This window comes from Belnapia sp. (assembly GCF_059504005.1).
Genome location: NZ_JCACHU010000159.1, coordinates 18,609 through 34,425 on the forward strand (window position 1 = coordinate 18,609; position 15,817 = coordinate 34,425).

Below are 15,817 nucleotides of genomic sequence, written 5' to 3' on the forward strand. Positions count from 1 at the left end.
GGGAACATCGGTCAGACGTCTGGGGTAAGTCGCGTGGCAGCTATGGGCAACAGCCAGGTCCAGGATCTTCTCGTCATCGGCGGGGGCGTGAACGGCTGCGGCATCGCCCGCGACGCGGTGGGCCGCGGCCTCTCCGTGACGCTGGCCGAGAAGGGCGACCTGGCGGGCGCGACCTCCTCCTCCTCCACCAAGCTGATCCATGGCGGGCTGCGCTACCTGGAATATCGGGAATTCCGCCTGGTGCGCGAGGCGCTGATCGAGCGCGAGGTGCTGCTGCGGGCCGCGCCGCATATCGTCTGGCCGCTGCGTTTCGTGCTGCCGCACAATGCGGGGCAGCGACCCTGGCCGGTGTTGCGGCTGGGCCTCTTCCTCTACGACCATCTGGGCGGGCGGCGGATCCTGCCGCCGACCCGCAGCGTCGACCTTCGGCAGGACCCGGTGGGGGCGCCGCTCAAGCCCGAGCTGACGCGCGGCTTCGAGTATTCCGATTGCTGGGTGGAGGATGCGCGGCTCGTCGTGCTGAACGCGCGGGATGCCGCGGATCATGGCGCGACCGTTCTGACGCGCACGCGCGTGGTCTCCGCCCGGCGCGAGGGCGGGCTCTGGCGCGCCATCTTACGCGACGAGGAGAGCGGCGCGGTCAGCGAAGTGCAGGCACGGGCGCTGGTGAATGCGGCGGGGCCCTGGGTCGGCTCGGTGCTCGGCGGCGTCGCGGGCGTCAACACGCCGGCGCGCGTCCGGATGGTGAAGGGCAGCCACATCGTCACCCGGAAGCTCTACGAGCACGACCGGTGCTACATCTTCCAGAATCCCGATGGGCGGATCTGCTTCTCCATCCCCTACGAGGAAGACTTCATGCTCATCGGCACGACCGATGAGGAATTCGAGGGCGACCCGGCGACGGCCGCCATCTCCGAGGGGGAGACCGCCTATCTTTGCCGGGCGGTGAGCGAGTATTTCCGCCAACCCGTCACGCCCGCCGACGTGGTCTGGAGCTATTCCGGCGTGCGGCCGCTCTATGACGACGGTGCCTCGAAGGCGCAGGAGGCGACGCGTGACTACGTCCTCAAGATCGACGAGGCGGAAGGCGGGGCGCCGCTGCTGAGCGTCTTCGGCGGCAAGATCACCACCTACCGGCGCCTCGCCGAGGCGGCGATGGCGAAGCTGGCGCCGCATTTTCCCGGGCTGAAGCCGGGCTGGACCGCGAAGGCGACGCTGCCGGGCGGGGATTTTCCCTGGGATGGCGCGCCGGCGCTGGTCGAGGCCCTGCTGCGCGACTACCCATTCCTCGAGGCTAAGCTGGCGCGGCGGCTCGTCCGGCAATATGGCACGCGGGCGGCGAGGATGCTGGGCGATGCGCGCAGCATGGAGGATCTCGGCCCGCATTTCGGCGCCGGGTTGACGGCGCGCGAGGTCGACTGGCAGATGCGCGAGGAATGGGCCCGCGCGCCGGCCGATGTGCTGTGGCGACGGAGCAAGCTCGGCCTCCGCATCGACCGGGCGGGACAGGCGGCGCTCGCGGAGTACATGGAGGCGGTGCGGGCGACGGCCGGGAGGGCAGCGGAATGACGGTGCTGGCGGAAGGCCTGGCGCTGTCCTCCGCCGGGGAGGCGGTGCTGCATCCCGTGACGCTGGAATTGCAGCCGGGTCTGCCCAACGTGCTGCTTGGCCCGACGGGCGCGGGCAAGACGACGCTGCTGCGGCTGCTTGCGGGGCTCGACCGGCCCAGCGCAGGGCGGCTTCTTGCCGAGGGCCGCGACGTGACCGGCCAGCCGGTGCGGCGGCGCAGCGTTGCCATGGTCTATCAGCAGTTCATCAATTACCCGACGCTCTCCGTCTTCGAGAACATCGCCTCGCCGCTGCGCGTTGCCGGGCTGAAGCGGGCGGAGATCGAGGGGCGGGTGCGCGAGGCGGCGAGGCTGCTGCGGCTGGAGCCTTATCTGGCACGGCGGCCGCTCGAGCTCTCCGGCGGACAGCAGCAGCGGACGGCGATCGCGCGGGCGCTGGTCAAGCGGGCCGCGCTGGTGCTGATGGATGAGCCGCTGGCCAATCTCGACTACAAGCTGCGCGAGGAGCTGCGGGAGGAGCTGCCGAGGCTCTTCGCCGAGACCGGCAGCGTCTTCGTCTATGCGACGACGGAGCCGGCGGAGGCGCTGCTGCTGGGCGGTTTCGTCGCCACGCTTTCCGAGGGGCGCCTGACGCAGTTCGGGCGGGCGGGCGAGGTGTTCCGCAGGCCGGGCGACCTCGCCACGGCGCGCGTCTTCTCCGACCCGCCGCTGAACGAGGCGCCGGCCAGGGCCGAGGGCGGGCGGCTGGTGCTGGCCACGGGCGCGGCGCTGCCGGCGCCCGGGGGCGTGGCGGATGGGGAGTGCACCATCGGCATCCGCGCGCACCAGGTCTCGCTCGAGCCGCTGCCGGGCGCTGTGCCGCTGCAGGCGGAGGTGCGCGTTGCCGAGGTCACCGGCTCCGAGACCTATGTGCACCTGACGGTCGGCGGGATGGATTGGGTGGTGCTCACGCCCGGCGTGCAGCGGCCGGAGCCGGGGCAGGCGATGACGCTCTGGCTCGATCCGCAGCGCTGCCTCGTCTTCGGCGCCGATGGCCGGCTTGCCGCGGTCGCGTCCCTGGCGGAGGCTGCCTGATGGCCCGCATCGCCTTCGAGCGCCTGGCGCATGGCTATCCCGGCAGTGGCGCCTATGCGCTGAAGCCGATGGACATGGTCTGGGAGGATGCCGGCGCCTATGCGCTGCTCGGCCCCTCCGGCTGCGGCAAGACGACGCTGCTCAACATCGTCTCCGGCCTGCTGCAGCCACGCGAGGGACGGGTGCTCTTCGACGGGCGCGACGTTACGCAGCTTTCGACCGAGCGGCGCAACGTAGCGCAGGTGTTCCAATTCCCCGTCGTCTACGACACGATGACGGTGCGGGAGAACCTGGCTTTCCCACTGCGGAACCGCGGCGTGCCGGCGGCGGTGGCGCGGGTGCGCGTCGAGCATGTGGCGGGGCTGCTCGGCCTCACCACCATGCTGGACCGGCGGGCGCGCAACCTGGGCGCCGACGACAAGCAGAAGATCTCGCTCGGGCGGGGCCTGGTGCGCGACGACGTCGCCGCGATCCTATTCGATGAGCCGCTGACCGTCATCGACCCGCACCTGAAATGGGAGCTGCGCTCGCGGCTGAAGGAGTTGCATCGCCAGGTGCCGGTGACGATGATCTACGTCACCCATGACCAGACCGAGGCGCTGACCTTCGCCGACCGGGTCGTGGTGATGAGCGAGGGCGAGGTGGTGCAGGTCGGCACGCCGGAAGCGTTGTTCGACCGGCCGGCGCACACCTTCGTCGGCCACTTTATCGGCTCGCCGGGGATGAATTTCCTGCCCTGCGCAGTGGAGGGCGATACGGCCATCCTTGCGGGTGGGCACCGGGTCGGCCTGCCGCGCGGCTATGGGGCGCTGGCGGGCAAGGTGGAACTCGGCATCCGGCCGGAATTTGCCGCCATCGCGCGGGACGGGCTGCCGGTGACGGTGCGGCGCGTCGAGGATCTCGGGCGCCGCCGCATCGCACGGGTGGAGCTGGATGGGGTACCCTTCGCCGCCACCCTGCCGGAGGGGATGGCGGTGCCGGCGGAGCCGCGCCTCGTCCTGGACCCCCGCCGTGTGCACATCTATGCCGATGGTCGCCTGGCCGAAGGGAAGGGCTGAGCGATGGCCAAGCCGCTCGACAACCGCGCTTGGTTCCTGGTGCTGCCGGTAGTGGCGCTGGTCGCCTTCTCCGCCCTCATCCCGGTGATGACGGTGGTGAACTACTCGGTACAGGACAGCTTCGGGAACAACGAGTTTTTCTGGAACGGTACCGGCTGGTTCAAGGAGCTGCTCGACCCCTCGACCGATCTTGGCGGGCGGTTCTTCGATGCGCTGTGGCGGACGCTGCTGTTCAGCGCGCTCTGCCTGTTGATCGAGGTGCCGCTCGGCATCGGCGTGGCGCTGACCCTGCCGCGCCGGGGCTGGGGCGTCGCCGCCTCGCTCGTGCTGCTGGCGCTGCCGCTGCTGATCCCCTGGAATGTGGTCGGCACCATCTGGCAGGTCTTCGCCCGGCGCGACATCGGCCTGCTGGGGGCGGCGGTGAACGGGCTGGGCATCGAGTACAACTACGCGCAGACCCCGCTGGCGGCCTGGGTGACGGTCGTTGCCATGGATGTCTGGCACTGGACCTCGCTCGTCGTGCTGCTCTGCTATGCGGGGCTTAGGGCCATTCCCGACGCCTACTACCAGGCGGCAAAGGTGGACGGCGCCAGCAGCTGGGCGGTGTTCCGCGCCATCCAGCTGCCGAAGATGCAGCGCGTGCTGACCATCGCCATCCTGCTCCGATTCATGGACAGCTTCATGATCTATACCGAGCCTTTCGTGGTGACGGGCGGGGGGCCTGGCAATGCCACGACCTTCCTCTCGATCGACCTCGTCAAGATCGCGCTCGGGCAGTTCGACCTCGGCAAGGCGGCGGCCATGTCCATCGTCTATAACCTGATCGTGCTGACGGTGTGCTGGGTGTTCTTCGCCACCACGACCCGCAGCCAGAGCGAGGCGGTGCAATGAGCGGCGCGACCCTGGCCCCGGCGGCCCTGGCCGGGACCCGCGCCCGCGCGCGGAGCGGCGCGCTGCGCGCCGCCATGCCGCGGGTGGTGCTGGTGCTCTACATCCTGTTCCTGCTCGTGCCGATCTACTGGCTCGTGAACATGAGCCTGAAGACGAATCTCGAGATCAACTCCGGGATGACGCTCTGGCCGCAGAACCCGACGCTGGAGCATTACCGGCGCATCTTCACCGATGCCTCCTGGTACAGCGGCTACATCAACAGCCTCACCTATGTGGCGCTGAACACCGTCATTTCGCTCGCGGTGGCGCTGCCGGCGGCCTATGCCTTCAGCCGCTACCGCTTCCTCGGCGACAAGCACCTGTTCTTCTGGCTGCTGTCGAACCGGATGGCGCCGCCGGCGGTCTTCGCGCTGCCATTCTTTCAGCTCTACAGCGCGGTCGGGCTGTTCGACACGCCATGGGCGGTGGCGCTGGCCCATTGCCTGTTCAATATCCCGCTCGCGGTCTGGATCCTTGAGGGCTTCATGTCCGGGGTGCCGCGGGAGATCGACGAAATGGCAGCGATCGACGGCTGGTCCTTCCCGGCCTTCTTCATCCGCCACTTCCTGCCGCTGGTGGCGGGCGGCGTCGGCGTCGCGGCCTTCTTCTGCTTCATGTTCTCCTGGGTGGAGCTGCTGCTGGCCCGCACGCTCACCACGGTGAACGCCAAGCCCATCGTGGCGACGATGACGCGCACCGTCTCGGCAGCGGGGATGGATTGGGGACTGCTGTCGGCGGCGGGCGTGCTGACCATCATCCCAGGGGCGATCGTCATCTGGTTCGTCCGCAACCACATCGCGCGCGGCTTCGCGCTGGGACGGGTCTGATGGGTCTCTCTTGGATGGCCTGGACCTGGCAGACGGCGCTCTTCTTCGCCCTGCTGCTTTGCGTGCTGACGGTGATGACCACGCTCGCCGCGCTGCGGCCGGAGCGGGACCGCATCGGCATGCTCGGCCTGCCGACGACGCGTGGGGACCGGCTGTTCCTGACGCTGCTCGGTGCCGCCTTCATCCATCTCGGCTGGCTGGCGCTGGCCGGCGATGCACCGCTTTGGGGCGCCAGTATCCTTTCGCTCGTTTATGGAGCGATACTGTTCCGCTGGGCCTGACCGAACGCGGCCGGCCATAAGGTCTGCCGTGCCCTGACCAAGGAGGAAACCGAATGAATGCCATGACACCGATGGGCCGCCGGAAATGGCTGCTCGGCAGCGCCGCGGTCCTCGCCGCGCCGGCGCTGCTCCGGCCGAGCCATTCGGTCGCGCAGGGGGTGGACGCCGCGCGCCGCTGGGTCGCCGAGGAGTTCCAGCCCTCGACGCTGACCCAAGAGCAGCAGATGCAGGAGATGGAGTTCTTCGCCCGCGCCGCGCAGCCCTTCCGCGGGCAGGAGATCAACGTCGTCTCCGAGACCATCACCACCCATGAGTACGAGGCCCGGACGCTCGCGCGCGCCTTCTCCGAGATCACCGGCATCCGCCTGAAGCACGACCTGCTGCAGGAAGGCGACGTGGTCGAGAAGCTGCAGACGCAGATGCAGTCCGGCCGCAACGTCTACGACGCCTGGGTGAACGACAGCGACCTCATTGGCACGCACTTCCGCTACCAGCAGGCGGTGCCGCTGACCGACTGGATGGCGGGTGAGGGCCGCGACCAGACGCTGCCGACCCTCGACCTCGAGGATTTCATCGGCCGCAGCTTCGGCACCGCGCCCGACGGCAAGCTCTACCAGCTGCCCGACCAGCAGTTCGCCAACCTCTACTGGTTCCGCTACGACTGGTTCACCCGGCCGGCGATCCAGGAGGCCTTCAAGAAGCAGTTCGGCTACGATCTCGGCGTACCGGTGAACTGGTCCGCCTATGAGGACATCGCCGAGTTCTTCACCAACACGGTGAAGGAGATCGATGGGGTCAAGGTCTACGGCCACATGGACTACGGCAAGAAGGACCCCTCGCTCGGCTGGCGCTTCACCGATGCCTGGCTCTCCATGGCGGGCAATGGCGACCGCGGCATCCCGAACGGCAAGCCGGTCGACGAGTGGGGCATCCGCATGGAGGGCTGCCGCCCGACCGGCTCCTCCATCGAGCGCGGCGGCGACACCAATGGCCCGGCGGCGGTCTACTCCATCACCAAGTATGTGGAGTGGCTGAAGAAATACGCCCCGCCCGAGGCGGCCGGCATGACCTTCTCCGAGAGCGGCCCGGTGCCGTCACAGGGCAACATCGCCCAGCAGATGTTCTGGTACACCGCCTTCACCGCCGACATGGTGAAGCCGGGCCTCGCGGTGATGAACCCGGACGGCACGCCGCGCTGGCGCATGGCCCCCTCGCCGAAGGGTGCCTATTGGAAGGAGGGGATGAAGCTCGGCTACCAGGATGCCGGCTCCTGGACGCTGCTGAAGTCGACGCCGGTCGACCGGCGCCGCGCGGCCTGGCTCTACGCCCAGTTCTGCGTTTCCAAGTCGACCAGCCTGAAGAAGAGCCATGTCGGCCTCACCTTCATCCGCGAGAGCGACATCTGGCATCAGTCCTTCACTGACCGCGCCAAGCAGCTCGGCGGGCTGATCGAGTTCTACCGCTCGCCGGCCCGGGTGCAGTGGACGCCGACAGGCGTGAACATCCCTGACTATCCCCGCCTGGCGCAGCTCTGGTGGCAGAATATCGGCGACGCTTCCTCTGGTGCGAAGACGCCGCAGGCGGCGATGGACTCGCTGGCGGCGGCGCAGGACAGCGTGCTCGAGCGGCTGCAGCGCGCCAATGTGCAGGGCGAGTGCGGCCCGCGGCTCAACCCGCGGACCACGGCCGAGCACTGGTTCGAGCAGGCGCAGAAGGACGGCAATGTCGCACCGCAGCGGAAGCTCGCCAACGAGAAGCCGCAGGGTGAGACGGTCGACTACGACAAGCTCATCCAGAGCTGGCCGGCCAACCCGCCGCGCCGCGGCTGATCCGAATGGCGGGGGCTTCGGCCCCCGCCACCCATGCAGCAGGGATTACGCCGATGCCCGCCGAAGGCCATATCCTCGCCCTCGACCAGGGCACCACCTCCACCCGCGCCATCATCTTCCGCACGCCCGATCTGGCACCCGTCGCCTCGGCGCAGCAGGAATTCGCGCAGCACTACCCGCATTCCGGCTGGGTGGAGCATGAGGCGGAGGATCTCTGGGACACCTCGCTCGCGGTGATGCAGGAGGCGCTCGGCAAGGCTGGGCTGGAGCCGGCGCAGATCGCCGGCATCGGCATCGCCAACCAGCGGGAGACGGTGCTGGTCTGGAACCGCAGCACGGGCCGACCGATCCACCGCGCCGTCGTCTGGCAGGACCGGCGGACGGCCGCGACCTGCGCGGCGCTGCGCGAGGCGGGGCATGCGCCGGCCGTGGCCGCGGCGACGGGGCTGCTGATCGACCCCTATTTCTCGGCGACCAAGATCGCCTGGATCCTCGATGCCGTGCCCGGCGCGCGGGCCGCCGCCGACCGGGGCGAGCTTGCCTTCGGCACCGTCGACAGCTTCCTGCTCTGGCGGCTGACCGATGGCCGCGTGCATGCGACGGATGCCACCAATGCGGCGCGCACCATGCTCTTCGACATCCGCGCCGGCGCCTGGGACCCGGCGATGTGCGAGCTCTTCCGCGTGCCGAAGGCGATGCTGCCGGAGGTGCGCGACTGCGCCACCGAATTCGGCATGACGACGCTGCTCGGCGCCTCGATTCCGGTGCTCGGGATCGCCGGCGACCAGCAGGCGGCGACCGTCGGCCAGGCCTGCTTCGAACCGGGGATGGTGAAGTCGACCTATGGCACGGGCTGCTTCGCACTGCTCAATACCGGCGATGCGCCGGTTGCCTCGCGCCATCGGCTGCTGACGACCATCGCCTATCAGCTCCGCGGCCGCCGGACCTACGCGCTGGAGGGTGCTATCTTCGTCGCGGGCGCGGCGGTGCAGTGGCTGCGCGACGGCTTGGGCATCATCGCCGATGCGGCGGAGAGCGGGGCGCTGGCGGCGCAGTCCGATCCGGCTGGGCGGCTCTACCTCGTGCCGGCCTTCGTCGGGCTTGGCGTGCCGCATTGGGATGCTGAGGCGCGCGGCAGCATCCACGGGCTGACCCGCGCCTCGGGCCGGGCCGATTTCGCCCGCGCCGCGTTGGAGAGCGTCGGCTACCAGACGCGCGACCTGGTGGCGGCGATGCAGGCGGATATGGGCGCCGGGGCGACCGCCGTGCTGCGCGTCGATGGCGGCATGGTCGCCTCCGACTGGACGATGCAGTTCCTGGCCGATGTGCTCGGGGCGCCGGTGGACCGGCCGATCATCCGCGAGACGACGGCGCTCGGCGCGGGCTACCTCGCCGGGCTGCAGGCGGGGCTCTGCCCGGAGCCGGCGGAGTTCGCGGCACGCTGGCAGCTCGACCGGCGCTTCACCCCAACCATGGCCGAGGCGGAGCGCGAGGCGGCCTATGCCGGCTGGCGGCGGGCGGTGCAGCGGACGCTCAGCAGCCCGTGATGCGGCCGGAGGCGATGCAGTCCTGATAGCCCATCGCGGACTGGATGGCGGGGAAGAGGAAGTACCCGCCGACCAGCACGCCGACGATGAGGAGCAGGGCGATCAGGCCGACCAGGTCGGGGCGCGCGGGTTTCGGCAAGGCGGGCATCCGGGGCAGGGGAGGGGGCAGCCTATCCCCGGCGGCTGGACCCTTCCAGGCGGGGCGCTTAGGCTTGCCGGCAAATCCATCAGACATCCGAGGAAACGCCATGGCCCACCACCGCTGGCCCGTGCCGCCGGGCGATGCGGCGGAGGGCCCGTCGCCGGCCGAGCCGCCCATGCCCTGGGCGCTGCTCGCCGCCGCCTGCTTCGGCATGTTCGCCGCCTCCTCGAGCGGCACCACGCGGGCGCCCTTCCTGCTCGAGATGTCGCGCGACCTGGCGACGAGCCTGCCGCTGGTCGGCAACCTCATGGCCGTCACCTCCGTCGCCTGGGGCATCGCCTCGGTGCTGGCCGGGGCGGGGTCCGACCGCTGGGGGCGGCGGCCCTTCCTCATCGGTGGCCCGGTGGCGCTGGCCCTCTGCTTGCTGGGCGTGGCGGGGGCCGGGAGTTTCCTCTGGGTCGCCGCCTGGATCGCGGTCGCGGGTGGCTGCGCGGGGGCCTTCACCGGCGTGCTGATGGCCGAGGCCTCGGCGCGCGTCGTGGACCGGCAGCGCGGCCGGGCGCTGGGCTGGGTGATGGCCGGGCAGTCGCTGACCCTGCTGCTCGGCGTGCCGATGGCGGCCTGGATCGGCGCCTCGCTCGGCTGGCGGGGCGTCAACCAGGTGGTGGCCGGCATCGCGCTGCTGGCCGGCCTGGCCCTCTGGGCGACGACGCTACGGCCTGCCCCTGGCGGGGCCGGCCAGCGCCAGGCGGGCACCGTCCGCGGCAAGGCGCTGACCGGCCCGGTGCTGCGGCTGCTGGCGATGGGGGTGGCGGAGCGGATCTGCTACGGCCTCATCGCCGTCTATTTCGCGACCTTCCTGCAATCGAGCTACGATCTCTCGCTCGCGGAGGTGGTGGTGCCGCTGGCGGTCTTCGCGGTCGGGAGCATCCTCGGCACGGTGCTGGGCGGGCAGCTGGCCGACCGGCTCGGCAACCGGCGGCTGACCTTCGCCGGGGCGATGTTCGGCTCGGCGGCGCTGGCGCTGGCGCTGTTCGGCTGGCTGCCGGGGCTGGAGGGGTCGGTCGCGCTCGGCTTCGCCTATGTCTTCGTCAATGCCATCGCCCGGCCCAGCCTGATGGCGGCGCTGGCAGAGGTGCCGGAGGATGTGCGTGGCACGGTGCTCGGGCTGAACGTCACCTCGGCGAGCATCGGCTGGCTCGGCGCGGCGGCGCTCGGCAGTTGGATGATCGCGCAGCACGGCTTCGCTGGCTTCGGGCCGGCAACGGCGGGGATCGGCCTGCTCGGCGGGCTGCTGGCGGTGACGGGGCGGCGCTGGAGCAAGCAGCGACCGAGTGGGAGCACGTGACCCGAGCGATGCGCTAGGCCTTCTCCGCCGCCCGCTTCTTGGCGATGACATCGGCCAGCGCCCGCAGTGCCTCCGGCACGCCCTCCCGCGTCGCGCCGGACAGCAGCAGCACCGGGCGGCCGACAGCGCGCTCCAGCGCCTTCAGCCGGCTTGTCCGCGCCTGGGGCGTCATCGCATCCAGCTTGTTGAGGGCGACCAGCTCCGGCTTCTCGGCGAGGCCGTGGCCATAGCCCTCCAGCTCCTCCCGAACGGTGCGCCAGGCGCCGGCCGGGTCCGGCTGGCTGCCATCGACCAGGTGCAGCAGCACGGCGCAGCGCTCGACATGGCCGAGGAAGCGGTCGCCAAGGCCAGCGCCCTCATGCGCGCCCTCGATCAGCCCGGGGATGTCGGCGAGGACGAACTCCTCCGAGGCGTTGAGGCGAACGACGCCAAGCTGCGGGTGTAGGGTGGTGAAGGGGTAGTCGGCGATCTTCGGCCGGGCGGCACTGACAGCGGCAAGGAAGGTCGACTTGCCGGCATTCGGCAGGCCCACCAGCCCGGCATCGGCGATCAGCTTGAGGCGCAGCCAAAGCCACTTCTCCTCGCCCGGCCAGCCCTTGTCGGCTCGGCGTGGGGCGCGGTTCGTGCTGGTCTTGTAATGGGCATTGCCATGGCCGCCATCGCCGCCGCGGGCGATCACCACACGGGCGCCGGGCGTGTCGAGGTCGGCGAGCAGCGTCTCCTTGTCCTCGGCGAGGATCTGGGTGCCGAGGGGGACCTTGAGCACCACATCCTCGCTGCCCGCGCCGCTGCGGTCCTGGCCGGCGCCGTTGCCGCCCTTGCGCGCCTTGAAATGCTGGGCGTAGCGGTAGTCGATCAGCGTGTTGAGGCCGTCCACCGCCTCGATCACGACATCGCCGCCGCGGCCGCCATTGCCGCCGTCGGGCCCGCCGAATTCGATGTATTTCTCGCGGCGGAAGGCGATGACGCCGTCGCCGCCGTCGCCGGCCTTCACCCAGACCTTGGCTTCGTCGAGGAACTTCATGGGGTATCGGACCCTGAAAACGAAAAAGGGGGCCTCGCGGCCCCCTTCGCGTCACCGCTTTCGGTGAGGCTTATTCGGCCGCCTGGGCTGCCGGCAACACGGACACATGCACGCGGCCCTCGGCCTTGCGCTCGAACTTCACCGTGCCGTCGACCATCGCATGCAGCGAGTGGGTGCGGCCGACGCCGACATTGCGGCCCGGCAGCATCTTGGTGCCGCGCTGGGTGACGATGATGTTGCCGGCGCGGACGACCTGCCCGCCGAACAGCTTCACGCCGAGGCGCTTGCCGGCGCTGTCGCGCCCGTTGCGGGAGGAGCCGCCTGCCTTCTTATGTGCCATGGAGAATTATCCTCTGTCTTCAGGCCGCGGCGATGTCGGCGATGCGGAGGACCGTCAGGTCCTGGCGATGGCCCCGCTTGCGGCGGCTGTTCTGCCGGCGGCGCTTCTTCAGGATAATCACCTTCTCACCGCGGGCGTGCTTCTCGACCGTCGCTGTGACGCTGGCGCCGGGGACGGTGGGCGCACCGAGGGTCAGGCCGGCCTCGCCGCCGATGGCCAGCACGTCATGGAAGGTGACGGTGGCGCCGGGCTCGGCCTCGAGCTTCTCGACGGTGAGCACGGCATTCGGCGTCACCCGGTACTGCTTTCCGCCGGTGCGGATCACTGCGAAGGTCATCGTGCGGCCTCAACTGGTCGCGCCAGGATCACGGGCCGGGGTCGGCGCTGCCCCGGGCAAGGGTTCGGTTTTGGGATCGGCCAAAAGAGGCCGCCGGCGGAGCCAGGGCGCCGCCGGGAGGCAGGGCATATAGACGGGACTCCCTGGCCGGTCAACCACGGAGGCTCATTGGGCACGGGCGCGGAACAGCAGGGCGAGGCCCGACAGCGTCACCAGCCCGCCCGCCACGTCGGTCCAGCCCAGCACCTCGCCGAGCAGCCCCCAGCCGAGCAGCGCGGCGACCGGCGGGGCCAGCAATTGCAGCGCCGCGGCCGTCGCCGGCGGCAGGCGCCGCAGCATGGTGAAGTAGAGCGCATAGCCGCCGATGCCGACCACCAGCACGCCATAAGCGAGGGAGAAGATCGCGATCGGGCTGGGGGTGCCGGGCAGGCGGGTCTCAACCAGGCTGGCGAGCAGGATCAGCGCCAGCGCCGCGACCGCCGCCTGAGTGGCATTCGCCGTCCAGGCATCGACCCGCCCTCGCGCCGGGGCGAAGACCAGGATCCCCGCCGCCTGGCTCAGCGCCCCGCCGAGCGCCAGCAGCACGCCATGCAGCTCGAACCCCACCGCCCCCCGGCCCACCCCGAGCACGGCAACGCCAAGCCAGCCGAGGCCAAGCCCCGCCCAGGCCAGCGCCTGCACCCGGCGGCCGAGGAAGACCACCTCGCCGAGTGCCACGAAAAGCGGCGCAGTGGAGGAGAGCAGCGCGACCAGGCCGGAGGGCAGCGTGAGCGAGGCGAGCCAGGCCCCGGCCAGGTAGCCGGCGGAGCCGAAGAGCCCCATTGCCCCAAGCCGCGCCCCGTCGCGCCGGCCGGGCCAGCGCAGCCCGCGCACGGCCAGCACACCGCCGAGCAGCAGCGCCACCAGGCAGAAGCGGATCGCCAGCGCCCAGAGCGGCGGCCATTCCGGCACCAGGCCCTTGATGGCGGTGAAGGCGGAGGCCCAAATCAGGACGAAGAGCAGGCCGAGGCCGAAACCCGCCACGGCAGCTACTCCGCGGGCAGGCTCCGCCGGGCCAGCGCCGCCTCCAGCGTGTTCTCGAGCAGGCAGGCGATGGTCATCGGCCCGACGCCGCCCGGCACCGGGGTGATGGCCGCGGCCCGCGGCAGAGCCTCGGCGAAGGCGACATCGCCGACCAACTTGCCATTGGCGCCGCGATTGATGCCGACATCGATGACGGTCGCGCCCTCCGCCACCCAGTCGCCGCGGACCATCTCCGCTTGGCCGACGGCGGCGACCAGGATCTCCGCCCGCCGGCACTCGCCCGGCAGGTCCCGGGTGCGGGAATGAACGACGGTGACGGTGCAGTCCGCGGCGAGCAGCAGCTGCAGCATCGGCCGGCCGACGATCTGGCTGCGGCCGAGCACCACGGCGCGGGCGCCGGGCAGGCTCGCGCCCGCCTCGCGCAGCAGATGCATCACCCCCTTCGGCGTGCAGGGGACGAGGCCGGGCTGGCGGCTGGCAAGGCGCCCGGCATTCACCGGGTGGAAGCCGTCCACATCCTTCGCCGGATCGACCGAGGCGATGACCGCATCGGCCCTGATCTGCGGCGGCAGGGGCAGCTGCACGAGGATGCCGTCCACCGCCGGGTCGGCGTTCAGCCGGGCGACGAGGGCGAGCAGATCCGACTCGCTGGCCTCGGCGGGCAGGTGGATGGTGGCGCTGTCGAAGCCGGCGGCAAGCGCGGCGCGATCCTTGTTGCGGACATAGACGCCGCTCGCCGGGTCGCCGCCGACGCGGACGACGCGCAGCCCCGGGCGGAAGGGCAGCCCCGCGATGCGCTCGGCGAGGCCGGCGCGCAGCCGCTCCGCGACCGCCTTGCCGTCGATGATCCGTGCCGTCATGCCCGATCCCCCACCCGCCGCGCTCCGGTCAGAAATACATCCCGTTCAGGAAGAGCGAGCGGCGAACGGCGCCGAGCAGCATCTGACAGGCGGTGATCAGCAGCAGCACCACCAGCGGCGAGAGGTCGACGGCGCCGAAGCTCGGCAGCACGCGCCGCACCCGGCCGAAGAGCGGCTCCGTCACCCGGTAGAGGAAATCGGCAATTGTCCAGACGATGCGGTTGCGCGTGTCGAGCACGCCGAAATTGACCAGCAACTGCACGACGACGGCGAGCATCACCGCCCACCACAACAGGTCCAGCACCGCGCCGGCCAGGTAGAACACCACATCCAGGAACATGCCGATGACCTTGATTTCGGGCGAAGCCGCAGGAACGCGGCCGCAACCTAATGACGGGGCCAGCCTGGGACAAGCGGGCTTGACTCAAGGGCCGTGCGGGGGCATCTAGCGCGCCCTGCGGGACCCCAAGCCCGCGGGACTGGTTCGGGGCTGTAGCTCAGTTGGGAGAGCGCGTCGTTCGCAATGACGAGGTCAGCGGTTCGATCCCGCTCAGCTCCACCACCCGCCCTTTCGTGGCGCTCCTGGCCGAAGCCTTTCGCCGCAACCGCCACCGGGGTCCGCTGCCATCGTGACATCGCCGCCCGCATTCCCGCCGCTGCGCACGGAGCGGCTGACCCTGCGCCCGCTTCGCCTCGAGGATGCGACGGCGCTGCACCGCCTGGTCAATGACTGGGAGGTGGCGAAGAACCTCGCCCGCGTGCGCTACCCCTACGAGCTGGCGCGGGCCGAGGAGTGGATCCGCTCCACCTGGACCCAGATCGAGGCCGGCGAGGCCTGGCACCTGGCGATCACCGGCGAAGAGGATGACAAGGTGGAGCGGCTAGTCGGCTGCGTCGCCCTCACCCTTGATGCGGACCGCAAGGGGGCGGAGCTCGGCTACTGGGTCGGGCGGAAATTCTGGGGGCATGGCGTGGCACCTGAGGCGGCCGCGGCGCTCTGCCGCTGGGCGCTGGGGACGCAGGGGCTGCAATCCATCCATGCCAGCGTGCTGAGGGACAATCCGCGCTCGGCGGCCGTCCTGCAGCGGGTCGGGCTGCGGCCGGCTGGGGAGGCGATGCAGACCTTCGTCTCCCGCGGTGGGCCGATGCCGGTGCTGCTCTTCCGGGCGGAGCGTGAGGTGCTGCTGGCCCCGCCCGAGGAGCCGCCGCGGGCGGAGAAGCCGGTGCTGCTCGTCGCTGCCGTTGCCCTTGTCGACCCGGATGGCCGGGTGCTGCTGGCGCGGAGGCCGGAGGGCAAGCCGCTCGCCGGACTTTGGGAATTCCCGGGCGGCAAGGTGAAGCCGGGCGAGAGCCCCGAGGCCGCGCTGATCCGCGAGCTGAAGGAGGAGCTCGACATCGATGTCAGCGAGAGCTGCCTCGCGCCCTTCACCTTCGCCTCGCATGGCTACGAGGCCTTCCACCTGATGATGCCGCTCTACCTCTGCCGGAAGTGGGGCGGGGCGGTGCGGCCGGTGGAGGGGCAGGCGCTGGCCTGGGTGAAGCCGCAGAAGATGGGCGGCTATGCCATGCCGCCGGCGGACAAGCCGCTCGTCGCCATGCTGCAGGATTTCCTTTAGGCGAAAAAGAAAA

17 protein-coding genes and 1 tRNA gene are annotated in these 15,817 nt (G+C 70.7%); 11 read left to right on the plus strand and 7 right to left on the minus strand.

Annotation, left to right across the window (positions count from 1 at the left end; all coding sequences use genetic code 11):
- Positions 1-42 precede the first annotated feature (42 nt).
- Genes glpD through glpK form a run of 8 tightly spaced genes read left to right on the plus strand, consistent with a single transcriptional unit; the run spans position 43 to position 9,114 of the window.
- Positions 43-1,569, plus strand: a complete 1,527-nt coding sequence (gene glpD / locus AC5JJ1_RS24815) for a glycerol-3-phosphate dehydrogenase (RefSeq protein WP_495787799.1) — start codon at positions 43-45, stop codon at positions 1,567-1,569.
- A complete protein-coding gene (locus tag AC5JJ1_RS24820; protein WP_495787800.1) occupies positions 1,566-2,642 on the plus strand; it encodes an ABC transporter ATP-binding protein in 1,077 nt (358 codons plus the stop codon). Before glpD ends, AC5JJ1_RS24820 begins: the two co-directional genes overlap by 4 nt.
- On the plus strand, positions 2,642-3,700 hold the full coding sequence (locus AC5JJ1_RS24825; protein ID WP_495787801.1) for an ABC transporter ATP-binding protein: 1,059 nt from the start codon (positions 2,642-2,644) through the stop codon (positions 3,698-3,700). The genes AC5JJ1_RS24820 and AC5JJ1_RS24825 overlap by 1 nt, the downstream gene beginning before the upstream one ends.
- A 3-nt stretch (positions 3,701-3,703) precedes the next feature.
- Positions 3,704-4,591: a carbohydrate ABC transporter permease gene (locus AC5JJ1_RS24830; RefSeq protein WP_495787802.1), complete on the plus strand. Its 888-nt coding sequence runs from the start codon at positions 3,704-3,706 to the stop codon at positions 4,589-4,591.
- On the plus strand, positions 4,588-5,457 hold the full coding sequence (locus AC5JJ1_RS24835) for a carbohydrate ABC transporter permease (protein ID WP_495787803.1): 870 nt from the start codon (positions 4,588-4,590) through the stop codon (positions 5,455-5,457). The genes AC5JJ1_RS24830 and AC5JJ1_RS24835 overlap by 4 nt, the downstream gene beginning before the upstream one ends.
- A complete protein-coding gene (locus AC5JJ1_RS24840; RefSeq protein WP_495787804.1) occupies positions 5,457-5,738 on the plus strand; it encodes a DUF2160 domain-containing protein in 282 nt (93 codons plus the stop codon). Before AC5JJ1_RS24835 ends, AC5JJ1_RS24840 begins: the two co-directional genes overlap by 1 nt.
- Positions 5,739-5,791: 53 nt before the next feature.
- Positions 5,792-7,567: an ABC transporter substrate-binding protein gene (locus AC5JJ1_RS24845; protein ID WP_495787805.1), complete on the plus strand. Its 1,776-nt coding sequence runs from the start codon at positions 5,792-5,794 to the stop codon at positions 7,565-7,567.
- 53 nt (positions 7,568-7,620) lie between these two features.
- Positions 7,621-9,114 (plus strand): glycerol kinase GlpK, encoded by a 1,494-nt coding sequence (glpK, locus tag AC5JJ1_RS24850; protein WP_495787806.1) that lies wholly within the window; start codon positions 7,621-7,623, stop codon positions 9,112-9,114.
- Here the strand turns inward: glpK and AC5JJ1_RS24855 are convergent.
- On the minus strand, positions 9,101-9,253 hold the full coding sequence (locus tag AC5JJ1_RS24855; protein ID WP_495787807.1) for a hypothetical protein: 153 nt from the start codon (positions 9,251-9,253) through the stop codon (positions 9,101-9,103). The genes glpK and AC5JJ1_RS24855 overlap by 14 nt on opposite strands.
- Positions 9,254-9,362: 109 nt before the next feature.
- On the opposite strand from AC5JJ1_RS24855, the gene AC5JJ1_RS24860 reads away from it, so the two are divergent.
- Positions 9,363-10,604: an MFS transporter gene (locus AC5JJ1_RS24860; RefSeq protein ID WP_495787808.1), complete on the plus strand. Its 1,242-nt coding sequence runs from the start codon at positions 9,363-9,365 to the stop codon at positions 10,602-10,604.
- Positions 10,605-10,617: 13 nt separating this feature from the next.
- On the opposite strand, the gene obgE is transcribed toward AC5JJ1_RS24860, so the two are convergent.
- From obgE to AC5JJ1_RS24890, 6 genes are all read right to left on the minus strand, one after another.
- Positions 10,618-11,628 carry a GTPase ObgE gene (gene obgE / locus AC5JJ1_RS24865; protein WP_495787809.1) on the minus strand — a complete coding sequence of 337 codons (1,011 nt, stop codon included), beginning with the start codon at positions 11,626-11,628 and terminating at the stop codon, positions 10,618-10,620.
- Between the two features lie 70 nt (positions 11,629-11,698).
- Positions 11,699-11,968 (minus strand): 50S ribosomal protein L27, encoded by a 270-nt coding sequence (gene rpmA, locus AC5JJ1_RS24870; RefSeq protein ID WP_495787810.1) that lies wholly within the window; start codon positions 11,966-11,968, stop codon positions 11,699-11,701.
- Positions 11,969-11,987: 19 nt separating this feature from the next.
- Positions 11,988-12,305, minus strand: coding sequence for a 50S ribosomal protein L21 (gene rplU, locus AC5JJ1_RS24875; RefSeq protein ID WP_495748227.1), 318 nt, complete (start codon positions 12,303-12,305; stop codon positions 11,988-11,990).
- A gap of 165 nt (positions 12,306-12,470) precedes the next feature.
- Complete coding sequence (locus AC5JJ1_RS24880; RefSeq protein WP_495787811.1) at positions 12,471-13,328, minus strand: DMT family transporter; 858 nt, start codon at positions 13,326-13,328, stop codon at positions 12,471-12,473.
- 5 nt (positions 13,329-13,333) lie between these two features.
- Positions 13,334-14,188, minus strand: a complete 855-nt coding sequence (gene folD / locus AC5JJ1_RS24885) for a bifunctional methylenetetrahydrofolate dehydrogenase/methenyltetrahydrofolate cyclohydrolase FolD (protein ID WP_495787812.1) — start codon at positions 14,186-14,188, stop codon at positions 13,334-13,336.
- Positions 14,189-14,216: 28 nt separating this feature from the next.
- A complete protein-coding gene (locus AC5JJ1_RS24890) occupies positions 14,217-14,528 on the minus strand; it encodes a YggT family protein (RefSeq protein ID WP_495787813.1) in 312 nt (103 codons plus the stop codon).
- 146 nt (positions 14,529-14,674) lie between these two features.
- Between AC5JJ1_RS24890 and AC5JJ1_RS24895 the strand changes: the two genes are divergently transcribed.
- A tRNA-Ala gene (locus tag AC5JJ1_RS24895) sits at positions 14,675-14,750 on the plus strand.
- A 67-nt stretch (positions 14,751-14,817) separates the two neighbouring features.
- Positions 14,818-15,804, plus strand: coding sequence for a bifunctional GNAT family N-acetyltransferase/(deoxy)nucleoside triphosphate pyrophosphohydrolase (locus AC5JJ1_RS24900; protein ID WP_495787814.1), 987 nt, complete (start codon positions 14,818-14,820; stop codon positions 15,802-15,804).
- Positions 15,805-15,817: the final 13 nt, after the last annotated feature.